The sequence below is a fragment of the Rickettsia sp. Tenjiku01 genome (assembly GCF_001653015.1).
Classification (GTDB): domain Bacteria; phylum Pseudomonadota; class Alphaproteobacteria; order Rickettsiales; family Rickettsiaceae; genus Rickettsia; species Rickettsia rickettsii.
In genome coordinates this window covers 1-24085 of record NZ_BCMR01000017.1, presented here as the reverse complement: position 1 = coordinate 24085, position 24085 = coordinate 1, and the positions used below count along the sequence as shown (strand labels likewise).

The following is a 24085-nucleotide window of genomic DNA, read 5'->3' as shown; positions in this document are numbered from 1 at the left end:
TTTTAAAATGCTAAAAGACTAGCATCCTTAATTGGACCCCGTGGTCAAGCCACGGGGTGACAATGAAACATCTTTATAAATGCGTCGAAAATCTTAAATGGAAATGCTGCGTATCGTCATATTTCTTTTTCTTAACCGGGAAACCCCAATCCATTCTGATTGGTGCAAAACGTGTTACCCAAATAAAACCGAAACCAATGGAAGCTCTAAGAGATTTATCGTTATAAAAACCGTTTGGAGTTTGATATTGTTTCTTATTTAGGCCTACTCCCCAAACGCTTCCTAAATCCATAAAGACTGTACCGGTTAAATTAAATTCCTCAGGTATAGGTGTTGGGAAATTAAGCTCTGTTGAGAATGTGTAATATCGCTCACCACCAAGTCCTTCGTTAGTGACCTTTTCACGAGGTCCTACACCACCGCTTGCAAAGCCTCTTAAACTATAATCACCTAAATTAAAGCGATCGGAAATTCTAATAATTTTTCCTCCAAGTCCTGCAATATCGCCTCCGGAAGCAGATAATTTTAAAGTAAGCTTGTTATGTATGAAAGATTTATAATATTTACCGTCAACTTCATGCTTTATATATTTGTTATCACCTCCAACGCCGGCAAATTCTTGTGTGCCGCTTACTAAATAACCGTTCTTTGGAACAATTTTATTATCGGTGTGATCATAAGTAATAGTATGTCCTATAGCAGAAGTAATGAATCTTCCCATTTGCTCCTTTAAGAATATTGAGCTTGATGGAGTTGGAGCACTTAAAATATCACGTTTGATTAAATAATCTATTTCGTGACCTAAATCCTCTTTAATTTCATAACCAAGAGAAGTTTTGACTCCTATAGAGTGTAACTTATAGCTTTGATCAGTTGTATTTAATACACTAGCACCGCGTCCGGTATAGTTTCTAAATGCGTTTATGCCAAGTGATAAATCACGATCTAAAAAGTGCGGTGCGGTAATACCACCGTAATAGCTTGTAGTGTTTTTACTTACTTGCACACCGGCATTAAGCAGTTTCCCGGTACCGACTAAATTACGCTCTAAGAAAGAGAAACGTCCGAATAAACCGCCGGCAGTATTATATCCTAAATCAAAACCTATAGAGGAAGTAGATTTTTCATCAACTTCAACGTTAACATCATATTTATCTTTAGCTTTAGTCGAAGCTAAGCTAATTGCTACTTTCTCAAAATAATCTAAATTTCTAAGATTACGCTCACCTTTTTCAATATATGAACGATTAATTATATCACCTTCTTCTATTTTAAATTCTCTTCTTATAACAGGGTCTTCGGTTTTAAGGTTATTAATAATATTAATTTTATTAATATAAACCTTATCGGCTTTTTCAATAATAAATTTAATATCTGCAGTATGATTAGCATTTTTCATTATATCCGGATAAACATTTACCGCAGGGTAACCGTTCGCTGTAAAATATTCTCCGATTTTTTCAGCTATATCATCAACCTTTTTCATATTGAAAACCTTGCCTTGTTTAATATTAACAATTTTATTAAGCGGTGTTATATCTATATTAGTTAATTTATTGTCTATTGTAATATTACCGAAGCTATATTTTTCTCCCTCTTCAATGGAATAGGTAAGGGTGAAATATTCTTTAGTATTATTGAGTTCTGCCGATGCCGAAATTACTCTAAAATCTGCAAAACCTACAGATTGATAAAACTCTCTCAGTAATTCTTTATCATACTCCATTCTATCAGGATCGTAAGTATCGTTACTTTCTAAAAAACGAAACCAACGAGATTCTTTAGTTAAAACAATAGATTTAAGTTCTGAATCACTATAATTTTCATTACCGCTAAAATAAATATATTTAATACCGGTTTTTGGTCCTTCTGCTATATCAAAAATAACCTTAACTCTGTTGTTTTCTAAATTTTCGATTTTAGGTGTTACCGTAGTAGCAAAACGTCCGCTACGTTTATAAATTTCTAATATTTTCTTTACATCTAATTCAATTTTAGCTTGGCTAAGAGATTCACCCGACATTGTGTAAATTTCTTTAGCGAGCATATTAGTTTTGATTTTAGAATTACCGCTAAATACTACACTACTTATAAAAGGCGTTTCAGTAACGTTAACTATTAAATTACCATCATTGGTTATATGCATATTTATATTTCTAAAAAGTGAGGTGGCATATAAACGTTTTATTACCTCATCTTCTTTAGAATTATTATAGGTTTCTCCTACCTTAAGCTTTAAATAGCTCTCAATAGTAGAACGCTCAACCCTATGATTACCTTCGATAGTTATTTTACGAATTACAGAGTCAGCTAATGAAATATGATAATAAAAAATCGTTAATAATAAAATTGTTAACTTACTAATTGATCTGATTGTCACCTAAAACCTTCTTTAAGATTTAATTTAAATTTCTGTGTTTAAACCCAATGTCATCCCGTGACTTGACCACGGTAAAAATAACAAATTAGATACCGCGTTCAAGTCGCGGTATGACAAAGAACTGGATTTCCGCTTTTAGCTAAGAATAATACAAAGTTCTCCTAACTAATGCATTCAAACATAATTAATGTACTCCACTATAGTAGATAATATAAACGAGAGCAAGCAAATCTATAATTTAGGAAAATAAATTTTGTATATCGTTGGAAACAGCAATTATAATAAGAAAAATTATGATTATTGCTCCTAATTGTAACAAAATATTTTTAGTCTTAGGATTTGGTAATTTACCTGTAATTGCTTCATATAATATAAATACTAAATGTCCGCCGTCAAGCACCGGTATAGGTAGTAAGTTAAGTAACCCTAAATTAACGGAAAGCATTGCTATAAATAACAGATACATTTGGGTTCCACCAGCTATAGATTTGCCTGACTCTTTAGCAATAGCTATCGGCCCTCCTATCTCATTGAATGAACGTTTTCCTACAATCATTTGTGATATTGCGTTTAGAGTTAAAGCAGACATATCTATAGTAGTATTAATAGCTTCCCAGAATCCTCCTAAAATTCCTATTTTAGTATGAATAGGTTCATTTTTAGCTATAATACCAATACCGATGCGAGGAGTTTTCTTAACTTGCTTTTCTTCGGGAGGTGATATAATTATTTCTTGAGGCATTATATTAACGATAAATTCCTCACTTTTTCTTTCTATAGTTAAAGTAGAAGAGCTAAAACCGTTAATTAATATCTCTCTCTGCACGTCCCCGAAATCTTTAACAGATTTATCGTTAACCTTAACAATTTTATCTCCTGCTCTTAAGTCTGCTCTCTCTGCCGGTGATGAAGCTACTACATCACCTATTATAGGAGGAATCTCTGTTTTTCCAAAGTAACAATAAAAACCTGCAAATATTATTATGGCAAGTAAATAATTAATTAACGGACCTGCTGCAACGATTAAAAAACGTTCTAAACAAGATTTAGCATCAAAAGCTACTTTTTCGTTAACTTCTTTAGTCTTATCCATAAGGCTGCGATCATAGCCGTAAATCTTGACATAACCGCCAAGCGGTATAAGGCAAATCTTCCACCTAACTCCTTTTTTATCGGTAATGCCTATTAGTGCTTTACCGAAACCTATCGAGAACTCCTCAACTTTTACATTAAAATATCTAGCAATACAATAATGCCCAAATTCATGGATAAATACCAAGATACTAATTGTTATAATAAATCCTATTATAGAGAGCATAAAAATTTTATAAGTTTACTAATAAATTACTTTAAGGTATACCTTGTAAGGTGATAGATATCATTTCGTCGTTGTGAGTGGACGTTGCTCCTTGGTTTCCGATGTCATTCCCGCGAAAGCGGGAATCCACAGAAAAAAATGAAGTAATCCAAATGTATTAGTTTTAAAAACTAATAGTACTTATGTTTTTGAATTTACTGGATTCCCGTTTTCACGGGAATGACATCACGCCATATCACACTCGCAATGACGAAAATTAAATTTTAAATTTCTTTTCTCTATGAGTTCAAATAAAATTAATAAAAAGTCGATTGCACGTATTGCAGCAGTGCAAGCTATTTATCAAAACATATTGCAAAATAACGACGATATGGATGATATCATGCAAAATGTACTTTCTTTTTATCAAAATAATAATTCTATAACAGATTTACCTGAGAATTTAAAAATATCATTAAGTATAAGTCATTTTAAAATGCTGGTAAAGTCAGTATTTGAAAATATTCGTAAACTAGACGAAATTATCGACAATCATTTAACAAATGATAAAGATCCTGCACATATGCCGATCTTACTCCGAGCTTTATTGCGTGTTAGTATATGTGAGCTATTATTTTGCCCTACTACGCCTGCTAAAGTAGTAATCAACGAATATACGGACATAGCAAATGATATGTTAAATGAGCATGAAATTGGTTTTGTTAATTCTGTATTAGATAAAATAGCAAAAGAGCATATTCGTTTAATTTGAAAAATTGGCTACAAGTACTGTGGTACTCAAGTATTATTAACGGCTTTCGTGCTTCGTCTTGTGGATTCCTTGCTCTTTTCCAGATTAAACTTCGTCTACTTATTCTTCATTTATTTATAAGTATAAAAGATTTTATGACAAATAATTTAAGCGGTTATAGAAATAAATTCGTTAGAGTTAAGACTTCTAAAAAACGCACCGTCTCTTCTAGTAATTGGCTTAGACGCCAATTAAATGATCCGTATGTTGCAAAAGCACGTATAGACGGCTTTAGGTCGAGAGCTGCATATAAACTACTTGAAATTCATGAAAAATTTAAACTTTTTACTCCTAACATGAAAATTGTTGATCTAGGAGCAGCTCCTGGGGGATGGAGTCAAGTAGCTTCCAAGCTTATTAAAGCTTCGGATAATAACCTAAATAATAAAATAATCTCTATTGATATGTTAGAAATTGAACATGTTGCTGGAGTTGAATTTTTTCAAAAGGACTTTTTTGAAGCAGATACGGAAGAATTAATTATTCAGGCTTTAGACGGTAGAGCTGATATAGTAATGAGTGATATGGCATCAAATACCATAGGTCATAAAGCTACAGACCATATAAGAACCTTACTTTTATGTGAGCAAGCTTTTGAATTTGCTTTAAAAGTACTAAAACCCTCCGGTCATTTTATTGCTAAAATTTTTCGTGGTGGTGCAGAAAATGAATTATTACATAAAGTAAAGCGTGAATTTAAAACAGTGAAACATTTTAAACCTTCATCCAGCCGCAGTGAATCTACGGAAATCTATTTAGTTGCTCTAAATAAGAAATAATGAATATGAAAGGCGAAAGGTGATTTCTGCCTATAAATTTATTTTTTTATTTAACATATTAGAGGATATAGATGATAATTACTTATATCTCCTGTTGTTTGGACTTCCTGAGCATATTCTTGACTGCAGCTTTGAAAATTATTATATATCCCCACTAAATCAGCTCCGGTTTCAGTTTCAACTATTTGATTATATAAATTATTTTTTAAATTTAGAGTATTTGTAGCATATTTTGGTGTTGCTGCTTCCCAATCATCTATGGTTAAAGTAATATTCTGTTTCAAATCAGAAAAATTAACAAGTCCATGTTTACTAATTCCGGCTATGATTTCCTCAAAGCCTTCAAATATTCCATTAATTCCTAGATATTTTGTAACTTTTTGTTTGGCAAAATGATATAAATATGATGCCCATTCTTCTGATGGTGATAGTGTTGTTTTTTTACCAGGAAGTACCATTGTTGTTTGTCCAAAATGCTTATTAGTAATATTAATAAGATTATGTTTTGCATTATATATCTTAGAATGGGTAGCTAGCTCTTTTATTGGAGTTGTTACTTGTCCGGTAAATAAATTTTTTTCTATGCCTCTTTCAATTATCGGTTTTGAGCCAGGGCTGTCAAAAGTTGTAGATTTATTAAAATGTAGGTTGCGAGAATGTATTTCTACTAAGGTTAAATCTGCAATTATTGCTCCAAGTGAATGACCGCTAGTATTAAAACTATATTCTGTGGCTTTACTTAAGCCGCCTAATTTGTTAATTATTTCATTAACAAAATCCTGAAGTGGAGTTAGTTTAGTAGGTAAATAGTGCAGAGCGATAAGCAAGTCGTCTAATAAATCATATGTATTGAATTTTGTGCCGGCACTAGCAATATGAACTTCTTTAGTGTCTTTATTTATAAATGCGACGGCTTTATAAGCATATTTAGCAGTGTTGATATTATCACATGAAGCAGTCAGTATTTCCCAGCCGCTATCTGTTAATTGTTCATTGACCTTTGATGCTTTTAGCTTATAAATATTTAAATCATCTGTTTTATATGCGAGGTCTAAACCTATATAAGCAAGCTTTTTAGTGCTAATATGTTTAGAATTTTTGTACGTATGCATATCTACCTCTTTTTGATCAATATTATCATAAAATATGGTTTTTCTAAAAAATGTCAAGTCAAATATTAATCTATAGATATTAATCTATAGATATTAATCTATTATTAAAAAAGGCTTGATATTTGATTACTTTTGTTATATAGTGCATTTACAACCATGAAATATGGTGAATTAAATTAGGAGATAAACTATGTTGACATTATTAATACAAAACTTATTCAGAGCTAATAAACCGATTACTTACTTATCTTTAATAGAAAAAGCAAAAGCAGATTATAGTTTTTATGCAAAATTAGCATCAGGAAGCTTTTTTGTAGGAGTAAGTAGTTTTTTTTCATCTAGTAGTTGGTTAAGCAAAATACCTTTAATAACAGGGGGTGTTTTTGGTACTAGTTATGGGGCAAAAGGCATTATGGAGAGTAATGAACAAGTAAAGCTTTTTACTCAAGCTCATGAAGCAACTAGAGTGGAAGAGTATTTGGCTACTTCGGTGTTAGGAAGTTTTGTATACGGTACTGCTACAGATAAAAACGGTATAGATAAATTTACCGGTAGATATATTGAAGGAACAAACGCTAAGATAATATCTAATGCAATAACTCGCGTACCAACCTTAAGTTTAACGCGAGACGGCGTTGGTTACAAACATAATGGTGGCTATGAAATAGTAGAATCAACAGATCGTGCGTTATATCAGGCAATACCTGGCGTGCAAGGACAATATACAAATAAATTAGTTCTAGATACTAGTATTTTGCCTTTACATGCTTGTATTATTCAGCAGCTAATACAAAATGGCTATTCAAGTGAAGATATTGAAAAAGCTTTAAGTTTAGGAACTGTTGCAAAGAGAGAAAGTTACAAAAATGAGCAATTAGCAGAATACAAGCCAGGTTTGACAAGTAAGTTATGGTATGGTACAGAAAAAGCTATGCAAAATAAAGTAGTAGAACTTTCAAAAGAAATACAGAAATATGCTGCAATAAATGAAGCTTATGAAGAATTATTTAATTATCATACTTCCAGTACTAGTGAAGAACAAGGAGAGCAGTTTTATAGCCTTGATTATAATACTCTTAATGATGATCAAACTCAAATCTTAGGAGATGCGGGAGATGAAGGATATATATCTGATATGGCCTAGTAACTAAATACAAAACTTTCTAAAGAGTAAGGTTACAGATCTATAACCTTACTCTTTTTTATTTAATAACCTCTTTAGCTCTCCTTTCGAAAGCGATAATCATTTTTTCGGTTGCTTTGGTAAAATAAGTGCCGATTAATTTATCCAGTATTACGGATTTCATTTTAAAATCAATAAAGAATTTTAATGCAGTTCCTGCCGTGCATGGAACAAATTGCCAAGTACTTTTTAAATATTCAAAAGGTCCTGAAATAGCTACCGTATTAATCAAATATATTCCATCATCTGTTATTTTGCTTGTAACTCGTGAGTTATATTTTTCTGAAAAGCCTTTTAACTGAATTACTAATTCAGCAATAACCTCTTGATTATTTTCTGAAATAATTCTAGAAGCAGAACACCAAGGCAAGAATTTAGGATAAGATTTTACATCCCAGACCAAATCAAACAATTCTTGCGGTTTATAGGGTAAAATTTTAGTGTGTTGAAGGCAAGGCATTAGAAATCTGTGACTTTACCTTTATGCTGCCAGTCCCCGTATCTTGTCGGTTCTAGACCTTTAACACCACCAATTTCTTTTTCCTTTGGTAAATTTTCTTTGTCTGATATATTATTAGATATCTTTACAAACTTCGCTTCTAGAGGTAATTTAGACGTCGATCCGGTACTCACATCCTCACGTATGTCCATATACGCTGTAGTGCTGCGTTCCGTGTCTCCTGTACATTCCTCTCTATAAGCTGGTTTGGAAAGATGTCTATTATCTTTTTTATCGTCCATAGTACTAAATATATGAAATATAACCGTATTTATATTAATAGTCGTTTAGCTGAAAATAGCAAGCTAGAATTAGCAAGTGATCATGTTCATTATGTCAAAACGGTGCTACGTCTTAAAGTAAATGATGGCTTACGTCTCTTTAACGGTACGGATGGAGAATTTCTAGCACAAATTAACGATATAGGTAAAAATAACCTATCGGTTAGACTTAAAGAACAGTTAAAAAAGCCTTATACAGAATCTACGTTAACTCTTGCTGTTGCTATAATAAAGCAAGATAAATTAATGCTTGCAATAAATATGGCTACGCAACTCGGTATAACTAAAATTATTCCGTTAATTACTAGGTGGTGTCAATTTAGATCGGTAAATATCGAACGTTTAACGAAATGTGTTATTGAGGCCACAGAGCAATCAGAACGTCTTACTCCCCCGATAATTGAAAAAGCTATCACAATACAAGATTACCTAAAAAAGAATAATAATTTGATGTTATATGCTAATGAACATGAAAAAGAAGGAAATTCTATATTACGAATTTCATCATCACTTAGTAATAGTGATATAACTATTATTGTAGGACCGGAGGGAGGCTTTACTAATGATGAGCTGGAACTTCTTGCCTCATATAAGAATACAAAATCTATAAGTTTAGGAAGTAATATATTACGTGCTGAAACAGCAGCAATAACTGCTATAGCACAAGTGAGGTTGTTAGGGAGTCATTGCGAGGAAATTGCATAGCAATTGACGAAGCAATCTCAGGAGTTTGTTATGATTTCATGAGATTGCCACGCAGCCTATGGCTGCTCGCAATGACGAAAAGGTAGAGTTACTTCGCCTTTTCTATTCCGGGTTTACAAAATAGTTTACCTAAACAAAGGAAAGAATATACACCACAAAAGCCTATTATGATATAAAGTATTGTAACAATAATTGGAAATAAGCCAAATAAAAGTGTGACTAAATTAAAATTAAATAATCCGACTAAGCCCCAATTTATAGCACCTATAGAAGATAATAAATGTACAGTAGTAATAAGTGGATTATTAGAAGTAGTTATTAACATAGTTAAGCTCCTTTTAGTTAAACGTAAAAGACCTTGTTGTGTGGCTCATACCTCTGTCATCCCACAACTTGATAGCGGGGTCCAGTTAAAATACTAAAATGACACTAGTATTATGGGTTACATTTTTGGATCCCGTGGCGAGGCCTCGGGATGACACTATATGCGTTTTCCGAGCCATGCAACAAAACTAACGTAAAATAATCATTTCTCATTTTGAGCTATATGTCTACTAAATTTTAGTATTCTATAATTTATTAATCCTTCTTAAAAGTGTGATATATTACAGGTATAACAAAAATTGTAAATATAGTACCGATGCTTAATCCTCCAACTATTACAAAGCCTATAGAATTACGAGCAGCAGCACTGGCCCCGTCTGCAAAAACTAGAGGTAAAGCTCCGACTACGGCAGCAAGAGTAGTCATAAGAATTGGACGCAAGCGAAGTTTTGAGGATTCTATTATAGCTTCTTGAACCTTTACTCCTGTTGCTCTTAGCTGATTAGCAAATTCTACTATCATAATAGAATTCTTAGTAATTAATCCAATTAAAGTAATAAGTCCGATATTACTATACATATTAAGGCTATTACCGGCAAGCCAGAGAGCAAGTACACCACCGGTTATTGAGAAAGGTACGGCGAGTAATATTAATAAAGGGTCAGTAAAGCTTTCAAATTGAGCTGCAAGCACTAAATAGATAAATATAAGAGCAAACACAAATGTTATAAGCATATTACTGTCTGCCTCTCTCATTTGTTTAATTTCTCCGATATATTCAATTATAGTATTACTAGGATCAAGTAACTTAGCGGCTATTTTATTGATTTCATTAATTGCATCATCAATTTTCCTGTCAGGAGCAAGATCGGAAGAAATAGTAACGGATTTTGAATTATTATAATGACTATATGATTTTACTGATATTTTTTCCGTAATATTGGCTATCGATTCAAGCGGTAACATATTATTATTTTTTGCTCTGATTAAAATTTTACTAAAATCGCTAATATCTTTTCGATCTTTTTGATTAAATTGTAATATAACGTCATATAAATCATTACTCATTCTAAAATGCCCGATTTGTTGACCTGCAAGTAAATATTGTACCGTTTTGCCTATATTTGCCAAATCCATTCCGTATAAATAAGCCTTATCACGGTTGACTGTTATACTTATAGTTGGCATTGCCGATTGTAAATTTCTATTGACGTTTAAGAAAATAGGATTTGTTTTCATTATATCAATAAATTGTTGTGATATTTTATCTAGATCATCATATTCAAGGTTCGTTTGAATAGTAAACTCGATAGGGCTACTTGCATTCCCGCTAACCATTGAACGTGGATCCATAGCGTAAATCGACATGCCCGGTATTTCAGAAAACTGCTTATTTAACATATTCTTAATAGTTTCTTGGGAACAAGAACGCTCACCCCAATTTTTTAGAGGAATGAATCCAAAAACGTTATCGCTACCGCCTGCACCTATTACCATCAGATAACCTAATATATCTTTATAATTAGCAAGGATTTTTTCGGTTTCTTTCACTACTTTAGTAGAAGATTCTAAATTAGAACCTTCAGGACCTTTAAGAGAAACTTGTAAGAACCCATCATCTTCTTGGGGTACGAAAATTTTTTGAGTAAATTTAAAACTAATAATCAGCACTATAAATGATGATGCAATAATGATGACAAATTGCTTTTTATGGTCTAAAGTTAGCTTTAGATAGTAAATATATTTATTTTGAATAAATTGTAGAATGTCGTTAAACTTTACTAAGAATTTCGGTAAGTCCGTATTATGTTTTGTAACCATACGACTTGACATCATAGGAGTTAAAGTTAAAGCAACAAATCCTGAGAACAAAACACAAAATGCTAAAGTCCAAGCAAATTCAATAAATAATTTCCCGATAAAACCCTCTATAAAACCCACGGGTAAAAATACGGCAGCAAGCGTAATAGTCATAGCAATGATTGCAAAGCCGATTTCTTTAGAAGCAAGCATAGCCGCTTCCATGGGTTTATGCCCCATTTCATTATATCTAAAAATGTTTTCAAGCATAACTATCGCATCATCGACCACTAAACCTATAGCAAGTATCATAGCAAGGAGCGTAAATATATTAATAGAAAACCCAAAAGCATACATTACGCTAAAAGTACCGATCAACGATACCGGAATCGTTACAAACGGAATTAAGGTAATTTTAGCAGAAGCAAGAAATAAATAAGTGACTAAAACTACTAATATTAAAGCTTCAAAAATTGTTTGAAATACTGCATAAATTGATGCTTTTACAGGTGTTGCTCCATCATATGCGATACCTATGCTTATTCCTTTGGGCATTTTAATTCTTTCTAGTGCTTTAGTTACTTCATGTGATAAATCTATGACGTTAGCTTTTGATTCTTTTATAAGACCAAGGGCAATAGAGCTTTTGCCGTTATATCTAAAAATTATGTCCTCATCGGGAGAAGTTAAAGATATTTTTGCTATATCTCGTAATTTTATGATACCTCCGTTTTGTACTTTTAGAATAATATTACCGAATTCTTCCGGTGTAGATAAAGAACCTTCAAGAGTTACTATAAAATTATTGCTTTTTGTTTTAATCGTACCTGCGGGATAATCTTTATTTTGCTCTTTTATTGCGGATTCAATCTCCAATAAAGAAATTTTATGTTGATATAATTTTTTAGAATCGGGTTCTATTCTCATTATATATTCCCGACCGCCGTAAATTTGTGACTGTCCTACGCTTTCAAGTTTATCTAACGGTGTTTGTAGATTATCTTCGACGATCTTTGTTAATTCTAAATCGCTATATTGATCACTTTCAATGCTTATGAAGAGGCTTGGGAAACTATCGGCATTAAGTTTTGTAACTGATGGGGCTTTCATATCTTGCGGGAACATATAAGTGATATCCGATATTTTGGCGCGGACATCGTTTAGTGCTACTTCAATATCGGTAGATAATAGAAACGATAAAGTAATACTACTTTCGCCGGTAGAACTTTGAGAAGTTATATAATCTAAATTTTTAACCGTCTTTAAAGCTTTTTCTATACGTGTTGTTATTTCTTGTTCCATATATAAGGCATCGGCACCTGCATAATGAGCTGCGACATTTATAATAGGAACTGAAATATCCGGAGTACCTCTAATTTGTAGTTTGGTAAAAAAAATTGCTCCAAGAGCTACGATAACCAAATTCAAAACTGTAGCAAAGACAGGGCGTTTAATACAAATTTTAGACAATAACATTGGATTTAATATATTTTTGAAATTTTATTCTAAATTAATGTGCATAGTGAATTATTACATAATCTGCTATTCGGTTAGAAATATTCTATATAAAAGGTGAAAGACGGTTTCCACTTTTTATGTAAATTAAGTATATATTGTTTTTTATTAAAAAACTTATAATTTTTTATAGAGTAGAAAATTAGTTTTTGTAATTTACTACTGACAATAAATTAGGGTTTTAACGATAAATTTTCACTTTAATTACTTGATGAAGATAGTTTTAACAGTATTACTGATGTAAAATGGCTACATTTTTCTATAAATTAATATAATAACGTATATATTTTAAATTTTGTAAATAACTGGCATTTGCAGTATGTGGGTAGTTTGTTATAATTAACTCACATAAAAAATATATTGATGTATATTATTGCCAGTTGTATATATTTTTTTATAAAAACATCAATACATATTAACCTATCAAAGGAGAATTGATTTTATTATGAGTACACATAACAAAAAAGAACCAAAAAAAATGAATAAAACCGAATTTATAGCATTTATGACCGACCATGGTCATAATCATAAAAATGCTGCACATAAAACATTAACAAAAGCTGAAGCCGAGAAAGCACTTAATTTAGTTCTTGATAGTGTGATTAGTGCTATAAAGAGCCACCACAATATTAATATAACAGGTTTCGGTTCATTTGAAATACATCATAGAAAAGCACGTGAGGGTCGTAACCCAAAAACCGGAGCAAAAATGAAAATAGATGCTTACAATCAACCTACTTTTAGAGCCGGAAGAAAAATGAAAGAAGCTTGTAATTAAAAGAAGTAACGTATTTACAGTACTAATAATTTCCGAACCCCGTTACACGCTTGCGGGGTGACACTAGAAAAACCAGCTCATACAATAATTCTCTGCAAAAGCCGGAATGATATAGAATACTTCTTAAGTACAATTCATAATGATATTACAACCATTGATAATTGAACGCCTAGAGTTTAACTTAAAACATAATAAGCTATACAATAGTTGGCTTATCGAAGCCGAAAATATAGAGCAAGCTTTAAAAGATTTAGAAGAGTTTATATATATTAAGCTTTTTAAGAATAGCATTCCTCTTGAAAATAATCCTGATTATCATTTCATCGCTAGGGAAACTTCAGCTACATCTAATGCTAAAAATATTTCTATTGAACAAATAAGAAAATTACAAGACTTCTTAAGTAAAACTTCTGCAATTTCAGGTTATAAAGTTGCAATAATTTATTCGGCAGAGCTTATGAATTTGAATGCAGCGAATTCATGCTTAAAAATGCTTGAAGATGCACCAAAGAATAGTTACATTTTTTTAATTACTTCAAGAGCTGCAAGTATTATTTCTACAATTAGATCAAGATGTTTTAAAATTAATGTTAGATCATCTATCCATCATACTAAAAACGAATTATATTCCGAGTTTATTCAGTCGATAGCAGATAACAAAACGTTAGATTTTATTAATCGCTTTAATACTAAAGACCGAGAATTATGGCTAGATTTTATTGATAATTTATTATTATTAATGAATAGAATCCTTAAAAAATCTGCCAACGTTAATATTGAACTTCTAGATTTGGAAAATAAGATTTTTAATAAACTATCAAATAGACACCCTTCATATTTACTGCAAAAATTTATCGACATAAAAAAGTTAATATATAATACCATTGATTATGATTTGGACTTAAAAACAAGTTATATATTAGTGGTGAATGAGTTTTCTAGTAATTAACACGATATCACTACGTTCCTTTCTATGTTATCCATAAAACAACAAAATATATTGAGATACTCCTTTTTTTAAAAAAATAGTTAATAGATATTCAAGATAGAAAGCGGCTTCCCTCTAGAATATAAATTTAATTTATGTTTTATTTTGACTATTGTTCATTTACTCGTAGTATATGTTAGGTTTTAGGAACTTTATAAATTAAATTATTTGCATGTTTAAAACTTTAACACAAAATTTAACGAAGATTTTTGATAAGCTAGTTAGCTCAGGTATTTTGACGGAAGCCCAAATAGATGCTGCTATGCGGGATATAAGAGTGGCTCTTTTAGAGTCAGATGTTGCATTACCGGTGATAAAAGATTTTATAGCGGAAGTTAAACAGAAAGCTTTAGGGCAGGAGGTTATTAAGTCTGTTTCACCTGGACAGATGATAATTAAAATTATCCATGAAGAGATGATCAATCTCTTAGCTTCAAGTAAAAGTGAGACAAAGCTAAATTTAAATTCAAAGCCGCCTGTAAATTTCCTAATGGTAGGGCTGCAAGGGAGTGGTAAAACTACGGCGAGTAGTAAGCTTGCTTTACGGCTTAGAAATCAAAATAAGAAAGTTTTACTTGTTTCTTTGGATACTTACAGACCGGCCGCACAAGAGCAACTCGCTATACTTGCAAACTCAGTACAGATTAATTCATTACCTATTGTGCAAGGTGAGAAACCCCTCGATATTGTCAAAAGAGCTATTGCCGAGGCTAAAATTTCTGCTTATGATGTCGTAATTTATGATACGGCAGGTCGTACACACATTGATAAAGCGATGATGGAGGAAGCGCTTGCAATAAAAAAGATAGTGGAGCCTACAGAAACTTTGTTGGTAATCGACAGTATGACAGGGCAGGATGCAGTAGTTACGGCAAGTAGTTTTAATGAAAAGTTAGCAATTTCAGGATTAATTTTATCTAGAATTGATGGCGATTCCAAGGGTGGTGCAGCACTCAGTGTAAAATATATTACTAAAAAGCCGATTAAATTTTTAAGTAGCGGTGAAAACCTAAGTGATTTAGAAGAATTCGATGCTGAACGTTTAGCTTCTCGAATACTGGATATGGGTGATATTATCTCTTTTGTTGAAAAAGCAGCTAGTATTGTTGATAGAGAAGAAGCCGAAAAAACGGAAGCTAAATTAAAAAAGGGTAAGTTTGATTTAAATGATTATCTTCAGCAAATGAGAAGTATAAAAAAAATGGGAGGTTTTGGAAGTATACTTAGTATGTTACCGGGTAGCGGTAAAATTATGGATCAAATAGATCAATCAAAATTAAATAGTAAAATAATTGAACATCAAGAAGCAATTATTTTATCTATGACGCCAAAAGAACGTAAAAATCCCGATATAATTAATGCTTCTCGTAGGAAACGTATAGCTGTTGGAGCAGGAACTACGGTACAAAAGGTAAATATTTTGCTAAAGCAATATAAACAAATAAACGAGATAATGAAAAAAGCCAGTAAAATGAATCCTAAAAATCTATTACGTAGCGGAATTGGAAAATTGTTTTCTTGAATTTATATTATATCTACATTATGTCATTCCTGCGAAGCGGAAATCCAGTCAAGCATATAAAAACAAGTGTTTGTATGGTTATTTTATCAAGTATGTAACTTCTGTAGCAATATTGAAGTTATTTTTCTGGATTCCCGCCTACGCGGGAATGACATCGAGTAGGTTTTCCGATCCATGCAACAATGCCGACTTGATTACGGGATCCAGTTAAAAATACTAAAATTATATGGATCCTGTGGTCAAGCCACGGGGTGACCTTTTCCTTAAGTTGACACCCATGTGTCTTCGCAGGAATGACATCGACGGTTTTTTTAAACTATCCAGTAGTATAATCAGTAACACATATTGACCTAGTATGAAATTTAATTAATTTTTAATTTCAAAGTATTTGCAAAAAATGTATAAATATTGATCAAATAATTGGCACTATCTTTTAAATCACTACCACTACCATGCCCACTATCTACTCTTCCTAGAAAGTAAGTTTTAGTATGCGGGTTTTTCTCAAGCACATACTCAAAAATTCTTCCATGTCATGGGTGTACACGCTGCTCTAATACTGAATCTGTAATTAAACACAGCTTGGTATTTTTGCGTTAAAGATAAATTCTCTAGCGGTGCATATTTTTTGATATGTACTAAATCTTCTACTTTGGATCACCATATTCTGTACCCCATGAATGTCCTGCTCCGAATTCTTTATATCGTATCAAGTATCGGCACTTCATATGCTATAGCTCCAAATAAATCAGGACGCTGTGTCATTGCAACACTTACTAGCAATCCGCCGTTACTTCCTCCTTTAATTCCTAAATACTCAGGGCTAGTAATATTTTGCTTTATTAAATCCTCTGCTACTGCAATAAAATCATTCAAGCCGGTTTGACGTTTTATTCCTTGAGTCGCCTTATGCCACTCAGGACCAAACTCTCCGCCACCTTTAATATTAGCAAGAACACTAACCCCGCCATGTTTTAACCCATACTTCATTTTCCATGCGAGAGAAATATGGAGAGTTGATTACTTGAAAACCGCTGTATGCTTCAAGTAATGTTGGATTCTTACAATCTTTGTACCTTTTTTATAGACAATAAAATATGGTATTTTAACTCCATCCGAGCTTGTAGCTTCCTTTTGATCTACAGCATAATTTTTGCTATCAAACGGATATAAAGGCTTTCTAATAACTTTTAATTCATGAGTTTTATCCCATAAATAGATAGTGGGAGGAACTATAGAATTTTCTATAGTAATTAATGCATCTTCTTCCTCATCATCAGACAACATATCAAAAATTGTATTTTCATAAGACAGTAAAGTTACCGGTTTTGTCCATTCATGATTTTCTAATGTAAATGTTACTACTTTTGAAATAACATTCTCATAGCTAGTTAAAAATACCGTATCTTTAGTCATTCCTACAAAATACAATATTTCCCTCTCTGTTGGGGTAAATAATATTTTTAAGTTAGCTTTATCGCTATCTTCTTTTAGAAGATCAGCGTAGTGTATGGCAACAAGTGAACCTGCTTTATATTACTATCTTGAAATTGCCCATCGGAACGCAGTAGCCAAAAAATAACATATTCTTTAAAAGAACCTTCAGGTATTGCATCTGATGGCATATTTATTTTTTGTAATTTTAAGCTCTCATCTTTAGTATCTATAATATAATTATCGTAATTATAAAAAGCCTTATCTGCAGATATAAATATTAAAGATGAAGAAATATTATCGGTAAAAGCTTACTTGTATAATTCTTTGGTATTTCAAATAGTTTTTTGGCTTTCTCTATAGGTTCTCCTCGCTTCCATATGTAGAGCAAGCTAGGATATAAAGAGTCAGTCACTTCCTCTTGATGCAAAACTGGATAAATATAATAGTATCTTGATCAACCCAAGTAGGGACAGTAAATTTACCTTCTAGTAATTTCCCGCTAATTGTTTTTGGCTCAAAACCATTTTTTACAAAATCTTTTGCTCTAAATCCCATGCTCTAAAAAACATCTCATCCTTACCGCCAAATGACATGGTCATTAAGAAACGATTAGGATTTTGAAAACAATCACTCCCACCTCGATACATTACTTTTTTACCGAGTTTTTTGGATAATTTATCAAAATCGATTAGAACTTCCCAAGTTGGTTTATCTTTCGAGTAATTCTCAACCAATGTCCTACTCCATAAACCTTGCGGGTTTTTATAATCCATCCAAAAATTATACACGTAACCTTTACGTATAGCACCAAAAGGAGTTTTTCTTTGATCATAGCAAACAGACTCTATTTCTTTCTTAACTACCTTATAAGTAGGCATAGATTGGCAAGCCTTTGCTGTTTTATCAGTATGCTCTTTTGCCCATTTTAGAGCTTCAGCTGTTTCTAGAAATTTAGTGTCTTTTGGGTTATATATTTGTTCATTATTACTTCCCATAGCTTGAACACAAAAAATTATAAAATAGTGGGTAATTTTTTTTCATTATTTTAATAATATCTATTAAATTAAAAGCTTTATTTAAAGTTTTCTTTGAATTAGAATAGTGTTTTTTCATTCACCTTGAATAACATCAAAGAAAATGCTAGGTTTTGTGGACATTGCTAATTGATTTGCTATTTTGAGGTCTTTTTTAGCGAAAATTAATAAGATTTTTGTAGAAATAGTTATTCATTTTTCAAAAAAATCTTATAATTTGTAGCAAAAAATAACCAAAATTAAATCTTTTTAGCAATGTCCACAAAACCTAAGTTAGCACTAGCAAAAATACAAAATATGAGAGTTATGGCTAATAAGTTAAGTATTTATATTCATTGGCCTTTTTGTTTGTCCAAATGTCCGTATTGTGATTTTAATTCTCATGTAGTAAGTACTATAGATCATAATCAGTGGCTTAAATCTTATGAAACTGAAAGTGAATATTTTAAGGATATTATTCAAAATAAATATATAAAATCTATTTTTTTTGGGGGCGGTACTCCCTCTTTAATGAATCCTGTAATAGTTGAAGGAATAATAAATAAAATCAGTAATCTAGCAATTATTGATAATCAAACCGAGATAACTCTAGAAACTAATCCCACATCATTTGAAACTGAAAAATTTAAAGCATTCAAAGCCGCCGGAATTAATCGTGTTTCAATAGGAGTGCAATCCTTAAAAGAGGACGATTTAAAAAAATTAGGTAGAACTCATGATTGTATGCAGGCCATTAAAACAATTGAGGCGGCAAATACGATTTTTCTACGAGTGTCATTTGATTTAATATATGCACGTAGCGGTCAGACATTAAAAGATTGGCAAGAAGAATTAAAACAAGCTATGCAGCTCGCTACCTCACATATTTCTCTTTATCAATTGACTATCGAAAAAGGTACGCCGTGTTATAAATTATTTAAGGAGGGTAATCTGATTTTGCCGCATTCAGATGCGGCAGCTGAAATGTATGAATGGACGAATCATTATCTAGAATCTAAAAAGTATTTTAGATATGAAATATCCAATTATGCTATGATAGGGTATGAATGTTTGCATAATTTAACTTATTGGAATTATAATAGCTATTTAGGTATAGGTCCCGGAGCTCATAGTAGAATCATTGAATCCTCAAGTTCGGTATCGGCAATTATGATGTGGCATAAACCTGAAAAATGGTTAGATTCGGTTAAAACAAAAAATGTTGGTATTCAAACTAATACTAAGTTAACACATCAAGAGATTAGTGAAGAAGTGCTAATGATGGGTTTACGCCTTAGCAAAGGTATAAATATTTCTACATTAGAGCAGAAATTAAACACGAAATTAGAGAATATTTTAGATATGAATAATCTTAAGCATTATCAAGCGTTAGACTTAATTAGACTAGATGAAAATATCTATCTTACCGACAAAGGTTTAATGCTGTATAGCTACATAGTACCTAGATTGATTATATGAAAATTATTCAAGTAATTTTAAAGTTTATAATTATTTTTATTATTTCGTCTATTCATGTTATGGAATGTAAACTTGAGTTTAAAAAAGATATATGTGAATGGTGTTGAGTATGATCAAAAAGTCAAAAATCCAATTACACCGATAGCAAATGCTATTAAAGCAGATAATATTGATGAAGTAAAAAAATATTAGATGAGGGATATGGAGTAAATCAACCATACTTGGGCTGGACTCCTTGAGATTATGCTATATCGAATAATAATATAAAAATTGCCGATTTTTTATTAAAGTGTGGTGCACCTATGAATTTAATCCATATAAATATAGGATTTATGAAGCCGGAAATTGCCGAACTTTTAATTAATCAGGGAATGAGTCCTAATTTAAGATATGAAGACGGTATTACCGGAATGATGCTAGTCGCAGAAAGAAATAATCTTGATTTAATAAAGCTTTTGCTTAAGTTAGGTGTTAATCCTAATGTTCAAAATTCTAAAACCGGAATGACTTCCCTTATTATGCATCATCATATCTTAATGTTGAACCTACTCGTATTTTATTAGAATATGGAGCGGATCAAAAAATTAAAGATTGTAAAGGGAAAAGAGCTTTAGATTGGATAGCGGTGGAACTTTACATGCTTCTGACGTAGTATACTATACTGCTTTATTTGTTGCTCCATTTAAAACTAAACTGAAAATTATAAAAGCAAGAAATAGCATAAAGACTCAAAACAAAGAAAAGTAATAAAAAAGTTTCTTAATTCTTACCGTTAAATTTTTGTAGCGTTTCTATTTATACTTCACAAGTTAGGATAAAAACCTATCTTAATTTTCTGCCTTATGTTCTGTTTCTGTCATTGCAAGAAAATTGCATAGCAATTGACGAAGTAAGGAAGAGAAAAAATTCTGATTTACAGAATTTTTTTATTATTTTTTGGGGAGTGCCATGCAGTCTACGACTGCGATGTTGTTAGCCCGATTAAGATATCTTGGTAGCTCAATTGATTTAATATATCTTTAAGGCTAATATATACTATAGGTAGATTCTCATGTCCTTTATGTACAATCCCCCAAATTAAATAGTCAACTATAGGAGATAAGTTATCACTCTTCTTGGTCATTTGGACGGTATGCAGCATTTACATGCCAATCTCAATCATTATACGGCGATTGAGCGCTATGTTCATTATGCGAATTACGTCTTGGTGCTACTGCTCTAATAATATTCTTATCTTTTTTATATAATACAGGCAAACTACCAATTATTCCTATTACTCCATACATATGACAAATTAATTCTTCTATTCCGCTAATCCGTACCTCACCGTCATAGGGAGTCATTATATTATAATTTTTTTGATCGATATTTTTTATATGTATAATTTCTGTATTATTATTTACGACATCTTTAATTTCTTTTGTAGCTACTAAATATAAATCTTTGTTTTCTTTCAATCAGCTAGTTAATCTAATTTTATTGTTTAAATTTTCTAATGTTGCTATACAAGTGTTTTCATCTAAAATTTTCCTCCAAACATCATAGCATGCATTATTATAGTCAATATTAGTATCTTCAATGATGAAATAATCCCCTTCTTCAAAAATATTCTAAAATACCTATGGTATTAATATGAGCATCTTCTATTCAAAGTATAGGATGTACTATTTCAGATATTTTTTCTTTTGGGAATATTGCCTCTACTTTATTAGAATCACCTTGTAAAAATTCTATTCTATTATCTTCTTTTTGATAACTATATTTTAATTTCGCTTTTCCTTGGATTCCCGCTTTCGCGGGAATGACATAAAACGCATTTTTCAATTCAGACAACAATGCTTATAGTTGTTCGCAATGACAATGTCTGGTCTTAGTTAGCAATATCATTAAGATAAATATACTTCCTTATCTAAAGTATCTTCGCTGTTATCTATAATCATAGTAATTGTTGCATCACCGGTAATATTGATAGTAGTACGTAGCATATCAAGTATTCGGTCAATACCAGCAATAATTGCTACTCCCTCTATAGGTAAGTGAACCGAAGAAAGAACCATAGGAAGCATTATCAAAGAGGCACCGGGAATACCGGCACCACCGATAGATCCAAGTGTTGAGGTGAGAATAATGACTAAATAGTCGTGAGGAGCAAGCGTTACTCCCATCATCTGAGCAAAAAATATGGTGGTAAGAGATAAATTTATAGCAAAGCCGTCCATATTAATTGACGCACCTATCGGAAGTACGAACGAAGTACTAGACTCTGAAATGCCAAGCTTTGCACGACAAACTTGCATAGTAGTTGCAAGAGTTGCCTTACTGCTTGAAGTAGAAAAAGCAAGTATCTGATACTCAAAACTTTTCTTATAAAAAGGTATAGGTGAAACACGACAGAATACACATATAAGTAAGCCAAAAACTAAATATTGGAATGTCATCGCCACAACTACTGCTACAACAAGTTTCGATAAACTAATCATTACCTCAACTCCCTGCATGCCTACAATCCAGGCTGTTAAAGCAAAAGCACCGTAAGGGGATAATTGAATAACAAACGATATCATTTTTAATATTAATTTTGACATTACATGAATTAAATCAGTAATAGGTTCACCGATAGATTTCATTTTGTTTAAGGTAATTCCAACAAAAATAGCAAAAAATACAACTTGTAAGACATCACCGTTTGCAAAAGCCCCAACAGCATTATCAGGGACGATATTTACAAAAAAATCAATTATATTAAATGAAGTTCTGCTTGTCGTTTCTGAAGAGGTGAAATCTATATGTACGCCTACTCCTGGCTTTAATACTAAGGCAACAGTGAGTCCAAAAACCGTGGCAAAAAAAGTAGTACCTAAAAAAGCGGCTACCGCTTTCATTCCTACTCTACCAAGGGCAGAATTATCATTCATACTAGTGATACCGGAAACCAAACTGAAGAAAATTAAAGGGGTAATGATCATTTTTATCAAACGTAAGAAAATGTCACCGATAGGTTTAATATAATTAACATATTGTGGTAAGTATATACCAAACATAATACCTAAGATTAACCCTAAGGTAACTTTTTGCCATAATTTCATAATTTATTTACTTAATTTTTAAATTTGCTCAACTATAAATTTATTGATTATTTTGGTTAATCCATTCTAAGTACTTTTGAAAGCCATAGTCAATATTTATTTTTATTATTTGTGGTAATTCATAATTATGAATTTCAAGGAGTTTATTTTCAATTTCATTATAATGAGAAGATTTTGTTTTAATTACAAGTCTATATTCAGTTTCTAAAGTTACTCTACCATTCCATCTAAAGTAACTTTTGACATCGTCAATTTGAATGCAGGCAGTAAGATTTAATTCTAACAAAACAGATGCTATTTTCTCGGCAATTTGCAAATCATTAGTAGTAGTTAAAATTAAACAGCAATCTTGCATGCCTAAACCTCAACAAAACAATTCGGTGTTTCATATAGTTTGAGGCTAGTTACGAAGAAGTTTTGACTTACGAAAAGTTTAGGAAAAATGTCATTCTTTAAATGCGTCGCTATATTTTCTGCAGTCGGGTTATTTTGCATGTAATATATTTTTTGACCGGTACAATTTTCTATTTGCTGCCCCATTTCCTTATCGTCTTGATGTAGGATTAAGCTATGATCAAAATTTTCATCAATCCATTTTTTAGCTAAATCCTTAATTAAACCAAAATCGATTACCATACCAAGTTTATCGGTTTTGTTTGCGGCTATAGTGATCTCAAGAACATAGCGATGACCGTGCAGGAATTGACATTTATTTTGATGTTCTATAATTCTATGTCCTGCATCGAACTCAATACGACGAGTACATTTTATCATTATTATATACTTCCTTTCTTTGAATGATTTTACTTTTTTTTCAAAGAGTAAAAACGGGACCACGTCATTGTGAGGAAAATTACGAAGTAATTGACGAAGCAATCTCAGGAGTTTGGTTATTATTTCATGAGATTGCCATGCAGCCTACGGCTGCTCGCAATGACAATTTTTTACAAATTTAACAATAACTTTTCAGGATTCTCAATAAGCTGCTTAATTTTTACCAAGAACGATACTCCTTCTTTCCCGTCAATTATACGATGATCGTAAGATAAAGCTATATACATCATCGGACGTATTTCAATTTTACCGTCTATCAATA

General features: G+C 31.8%; 24 protein-coding genes and 1 pseudogene. 10 read left to right on the top strand and 15 right to left on the bottom strand.

The features are described 5' to 3' along the window. Nucleotides 1-73: 73 nt before the first annotated feature. Nucleotides 74-2380, bottom strand: a complete 2307-nt coding sequence (gene bamA / locus TENJIKU01_RS05045) for an outer membrane protein assembly factor BamA (protein ID WP_064429432.1) — start codon at nucleotides 2378-2380, stop codon at nucleotides 74-76. A gap of 238 nt (nucleotides 2381-2618) precedes the next feature. Next, the gene (gene rseP / locus TENJIKU01_RS05040; RefSeq protein ID WP_064429431.1) at nucleotides 2619-3698 is read right to left on the bottom strand and encodes an RIP metalloprotease RseP; all 1080 of its coding nucleotides are present in this window, start codon (nucleotides 3696-3698) and stop codon (nucleotides 2619-2621) included. A 280-nt stretch (nucleotides 3699-3978) separates the two neighbouring features. On the opposite strand from rseP, the gene nusB reads away from it, so the two are divergent. Both nusB and TENJIKU01_RS05030 read left to right on the top strand, forming a co-directional pair. Further along, nucleotides 3979-4449, top strand: a complete 471-nt coding sequence (gene nusB / locus TENJIKU01_RS05035; protein ID WP_064429430.1) for a transcription antitermination factor NusB — start codon at nucleotides 3979-3981, stop codon at nucleotides 4447-4449. Between the two features lie 134 nt (nucleotides 4450-4583). Beyond that, the gene (locus tag TENJIKU01_RS05030) at nucleotides 4584-5267 is read left to right on the top strand and encodes an RlmE family RNA methyltransferase (RefSeq protein WP_064429455.1); all 684 of its coding nucleotides are present in this window, start codon (nucleotides 4584-4586) and stop codon (nucleotides 5265-5267) included. A 50-nt stretch (nucleotides 5268-5317) separates the two neighbouring features. On the opposite strand, the gene TENJIKU01_RS05025 is transcribed toward TENJIKU01_RS05030, so the two are convergent. Next, nucleotides 5318-6379 carry a hypothetical protein gene (locus TENJIKU01_RS05025; protein ID WP_064429454.1) on the bottom strand — a complete coding sequence of 354 codons (1062 nt, stop codon included), beginning with the start codon at nucleotides 6377-6379 and terminating at the stop codon, nucleotides 5318-5320. Between the two features lie 190 nt (nucleotides 6380-6569). Between TENJIKU01_RS05025 and TENJIKU01_RS05020 the strand changes: the two genes are divergently transcribed. Next, on the top strand, nucleotides 6570-7523 hold the full coding sequence (locus tag TENJIKU01_RS05020) for a hypothetical protein (RefSeq protein ID WP_064429429.1): 954 nt from the start codon (nucleotides 6570-6572) through the stop codon (nucleotides 7521-7523). A 58-nt stretch (nucleotides 7524-7581) separates the two neighbouring features. Here TENJIKU01_RS05020 and TENJIKU01_RS05015 read toward each other — a convergent pair whose 3' ends face one another. Continuing rightward, entirely contained in the window at nucleotides 7582-8022 is a 441-nt protein-coding gene (locus TENJIKU01_RS05015) for a type II toxin-antitoxin system RatA family toxin (protein WP_064429428.1), read from the bottom strand. Then, nucleotides 8022-8303: a DUF1674 domain-containing protein gene (locus tag TENJIKU01_RS05010; protein WP_064429427.1), complete on the bottom strand. Its 282-nt coding sequence runs from the start codon at nucleotides 8301-8303 to the stop codon at nucleotides 8022-8024. The genes TENJIKU01_RS05015 and TENJIKU01_RS05010 overlap by 1 nt, the downstream gene beginning before the upstream one ends. Nucleotides 8304-8315: 12 nt before the next feature. Here TENJIKU01_RS05010 and TENJIKU01_RS05005 point away from each other — a divergent pair, with 12 nt between their 5' ends. Beyond that, on the top strand, nucleotides 8316-9047 hold the full coding sequence (locus tag TENJIKU01_RS05005; RefSeq protein ID WP_064429453.1) for a 16S rRNA (uracil(1498)-N(3))-methyltransferase: 732 nt from the start codon (nucleotides 8316-8318) through the stop codon (nucleotides 9045-9047). Nucleotides 9048-9135: 88 nt separating this feature from the next. Here the strand turns inward: TENJIKU01_RS05005 and TENJIKU01_RS05000 are convergent, their stop codons facing one another. Both TENJIKU01_RS05000 and TENJIKU01_RS04995 read right to left on the bottom strand, forming a co-directional pair. Next, a complete protein-coding gene (locus tag TENJIKU01_RS05000; protein WP_064429426.1) occupies nucleotides 9136-9372 on the bottom strand; it encodes a DUF378 domain-containing protein in 237 nt (78 codons plus the stop codon). A 254-nt stretch (nucleotides 9373-9626) separates the two neighbouring features. Continuing rightward, nucleotides 9627-12647, bottom strand: a complete 3021-nt coding sequence (locus tag TENJIKU01_RS04995) for an efflux RND transporter permease subunit (protein WP_064429425.1) — start codon at nucleotides 12645-12647, stop codon at nucleotides 9627-9629. A gap of 484 nt (nucleotides 12648-13131) precedes the next feature. Here TENJIKU01_RS04995 and TENJIKU01_RS04990 point away from each other — a divergent pair, with 484 nt between their 5' ends. The 3 genes from TENJIKU01_RS04990 (at nucleotide 13132) to ffh (ending at nucleotide 15974) form a co-directional block, all read left to right on the top strand. Beyond that, nucleotides 13132-13464: an HU family DNA-binding protein gene (locus tag TENJIKU01_RS04990; protein ID WP_064429424.1), complete on the top strand. Its 333-nt coding sequence runs from the start codon at nucleotides 13132-13134 to the stop codon at nucleotides 13462-13464. Between the two features lie 139 nt (nucleotides 13465-13603). Next, nucleotides 13604-14413, top strand: a complete 810-nt coding sequence (locus TENJIKU01_RS04985) for a DNA polymerase III subunit delta' (RefSeq protein ID WP_172795047.1) — start codon at nucleotides 13604-13606, stop codon at nucleotides 14411-14413. Between the two features lie 211 nt (nucleotides 14414-14624). Next, nucleotides 14625-15974, top strand: coding sequence for a signal recognition particle protein (ffh, locus tag TENJIKU01_RS04980; protein WP_064429423.1), 1350 nt, complete (start codon nucleotides 14625-14627; stop codon nucleotides 15972-15974). A gap of 362 nt (nucleotides 15975-16336) precedes the next feature. On the opposite strand, the pseudogene TENJIKU01_RS09815 reads toward ffh, so the two are convergent. Further along, nucleotides 16337-18406, bottom strand: a pseudogene (locus TENJIKU01_RS09815) (prolyl oligopeptidase family serine peptidase). 294 nt (nucleotides 18407-18700) lie between these two features. On the opposite strand from TENJIKU01_RS09815, the gene hemW reads away from it, so the two are divergent. Together hemW and TENJIKU01_RS04945 are read left to right on the top strand one after the other, a co-directional pair. Then, nucleotides 18701-19903, top strand: coding sequence for a radical SAM family heme chaperone HemW (gene hemW / locus TENJIKU01_RS04950; protein ID WP_064429419.1), 1203 nt, complete (start codon nucleotides 18701-18703; stop codon nucleotides 19901-19903). A gap of 248 nt (nucleotides 19904-20151) precedes the next feature. Then, nucleotides 20152-20466 carry an ankyrin repeat domain-containing protein gene (locus TENJIKU01_RS04945; protein ID WP_227780014.1) on the top strand — a complete coding sequence of 105 codons (315 nt, stop codon included), beginning with the start codon at nucleotides 20152-20154 and terminating at the stop codon, nucleotides 20464-20466. A gap of 392 nt (nucleotides 20467-20858) precedes the next feature. On the opposite strand, the gene TENJIKU01_RS04940 is transcribed toward TENJIKU01_RS04945, so the two are convergent. The 6 genes from TENJIKU01_RS04940 to TENJIKU01_RS04915 all read right to left on the bottom strand — a co-directional run bounded on the left by TENJIKU01_RS04940 (nucleotide 20859) and on the right by TENJIKU01_RS04915 (nucleotide 23763). Next, complete coding sequence (locus TENJIKU01_RS04940) at nucleotides 20859-21026, bottom strand: hypothetical protein (protein ID WP_227780008.1); 168 nt, start codon at nucleotides 21024-21026, stop codon at nucleotides 20859-20861. A 31-nt stretch (nucleotides 21027-21057) separates the two neighbouring features. Next, on the bottom strand, nucleotides 21058-21246 hold the full coding sequence (locus TENJIKU01_RS10725) for a hypothetical protein (protein WP_064429450.1): 189 nt from the start codon (nucleotides 21244-21246) through the stop codon (nucleotides 21058-21060). Nucleotides 21247-21550: 304 nt separating this feature from the next. Then, a complete protein-coding gene (locus TENJIKU01_RS04930) occupies nucleotides 21551-21736 on the bottom strand; it encodes a hypothetical protein (protein ID WP_014013930.1) in 186 nt (61 codons plus the stop codon). 53 nt (nucleotides 21737-21789) lie between these two features. Further along, nucleotides 21790-22989 carry a dicarboxylate/amino acid:cation symporter gene (locus tag TENJIKU01_RS04925; protein ID WP_064429417.1) on the bottom strand — a complete coding sequence of 400 codons (1200 nt, stop codon included), beginning with the start codon at nucleotides 22987-22989 and terminating at the stop codon, nucleotides 21790-21792. 40 nt (nucleotides 22990-23029) lie between these two features. Then, nucleotides 23030-23344 (bottom strand): divalent-cation tolerance protein CutA, encoded by a 315-nt coding sequence (gene cutA, locus TENJIKU01_RS04920; protein WP_064429416.1) that lies wholly within the window; start codon nucleotides 23342-23344, stop codon nucleotides 23030-23032. A 2-nt stretch (nucleotides 23345-23346) separates the two neighbouring features. After that, entirely contained in the window at nucleotides 23347-23763 is a 417-nt protein-coding gene (locus TENJIKU01_RS04915) for a 6-pyruvoyl trahydropterin synthase family protein (protein WP_064429415.1), read from the bottom strand. 23 nt (nucleotides 23764-23786) lie between these two features. Between TENJIKU01_RS04915 and TENJIKU01_RS08955 the strand changes: the two genes are divergently transcribed. After that, on the top strand, nucleotides 23787-23945 hold the full coding sequence (locus TENJIKU01_RS08955) for a hypothetical protein (protein WP_172795045.1): 159 nt from the start codon (nucleotides 23787-23789) through the stop codon (nucleotides 23943-23945). Here the strand turns inward: TENJIKU01_RS08955 and TENJIKU01_RS07745 are convergent. After that, a partial coding sequence (locus TENJIKU01_RS07745) for a 2-oxo acid dehydrogenase subunit E2 (protein WP_172795046.1) occupies nucleotides 23934-24085 on the bottom strand: 152 nt, incomplete at its 5' end. The two genes, TENJIKU01_RS08955 and TENJIKU01_RS07745, sit on opposite strands and share 12 nt — an antisense overlap.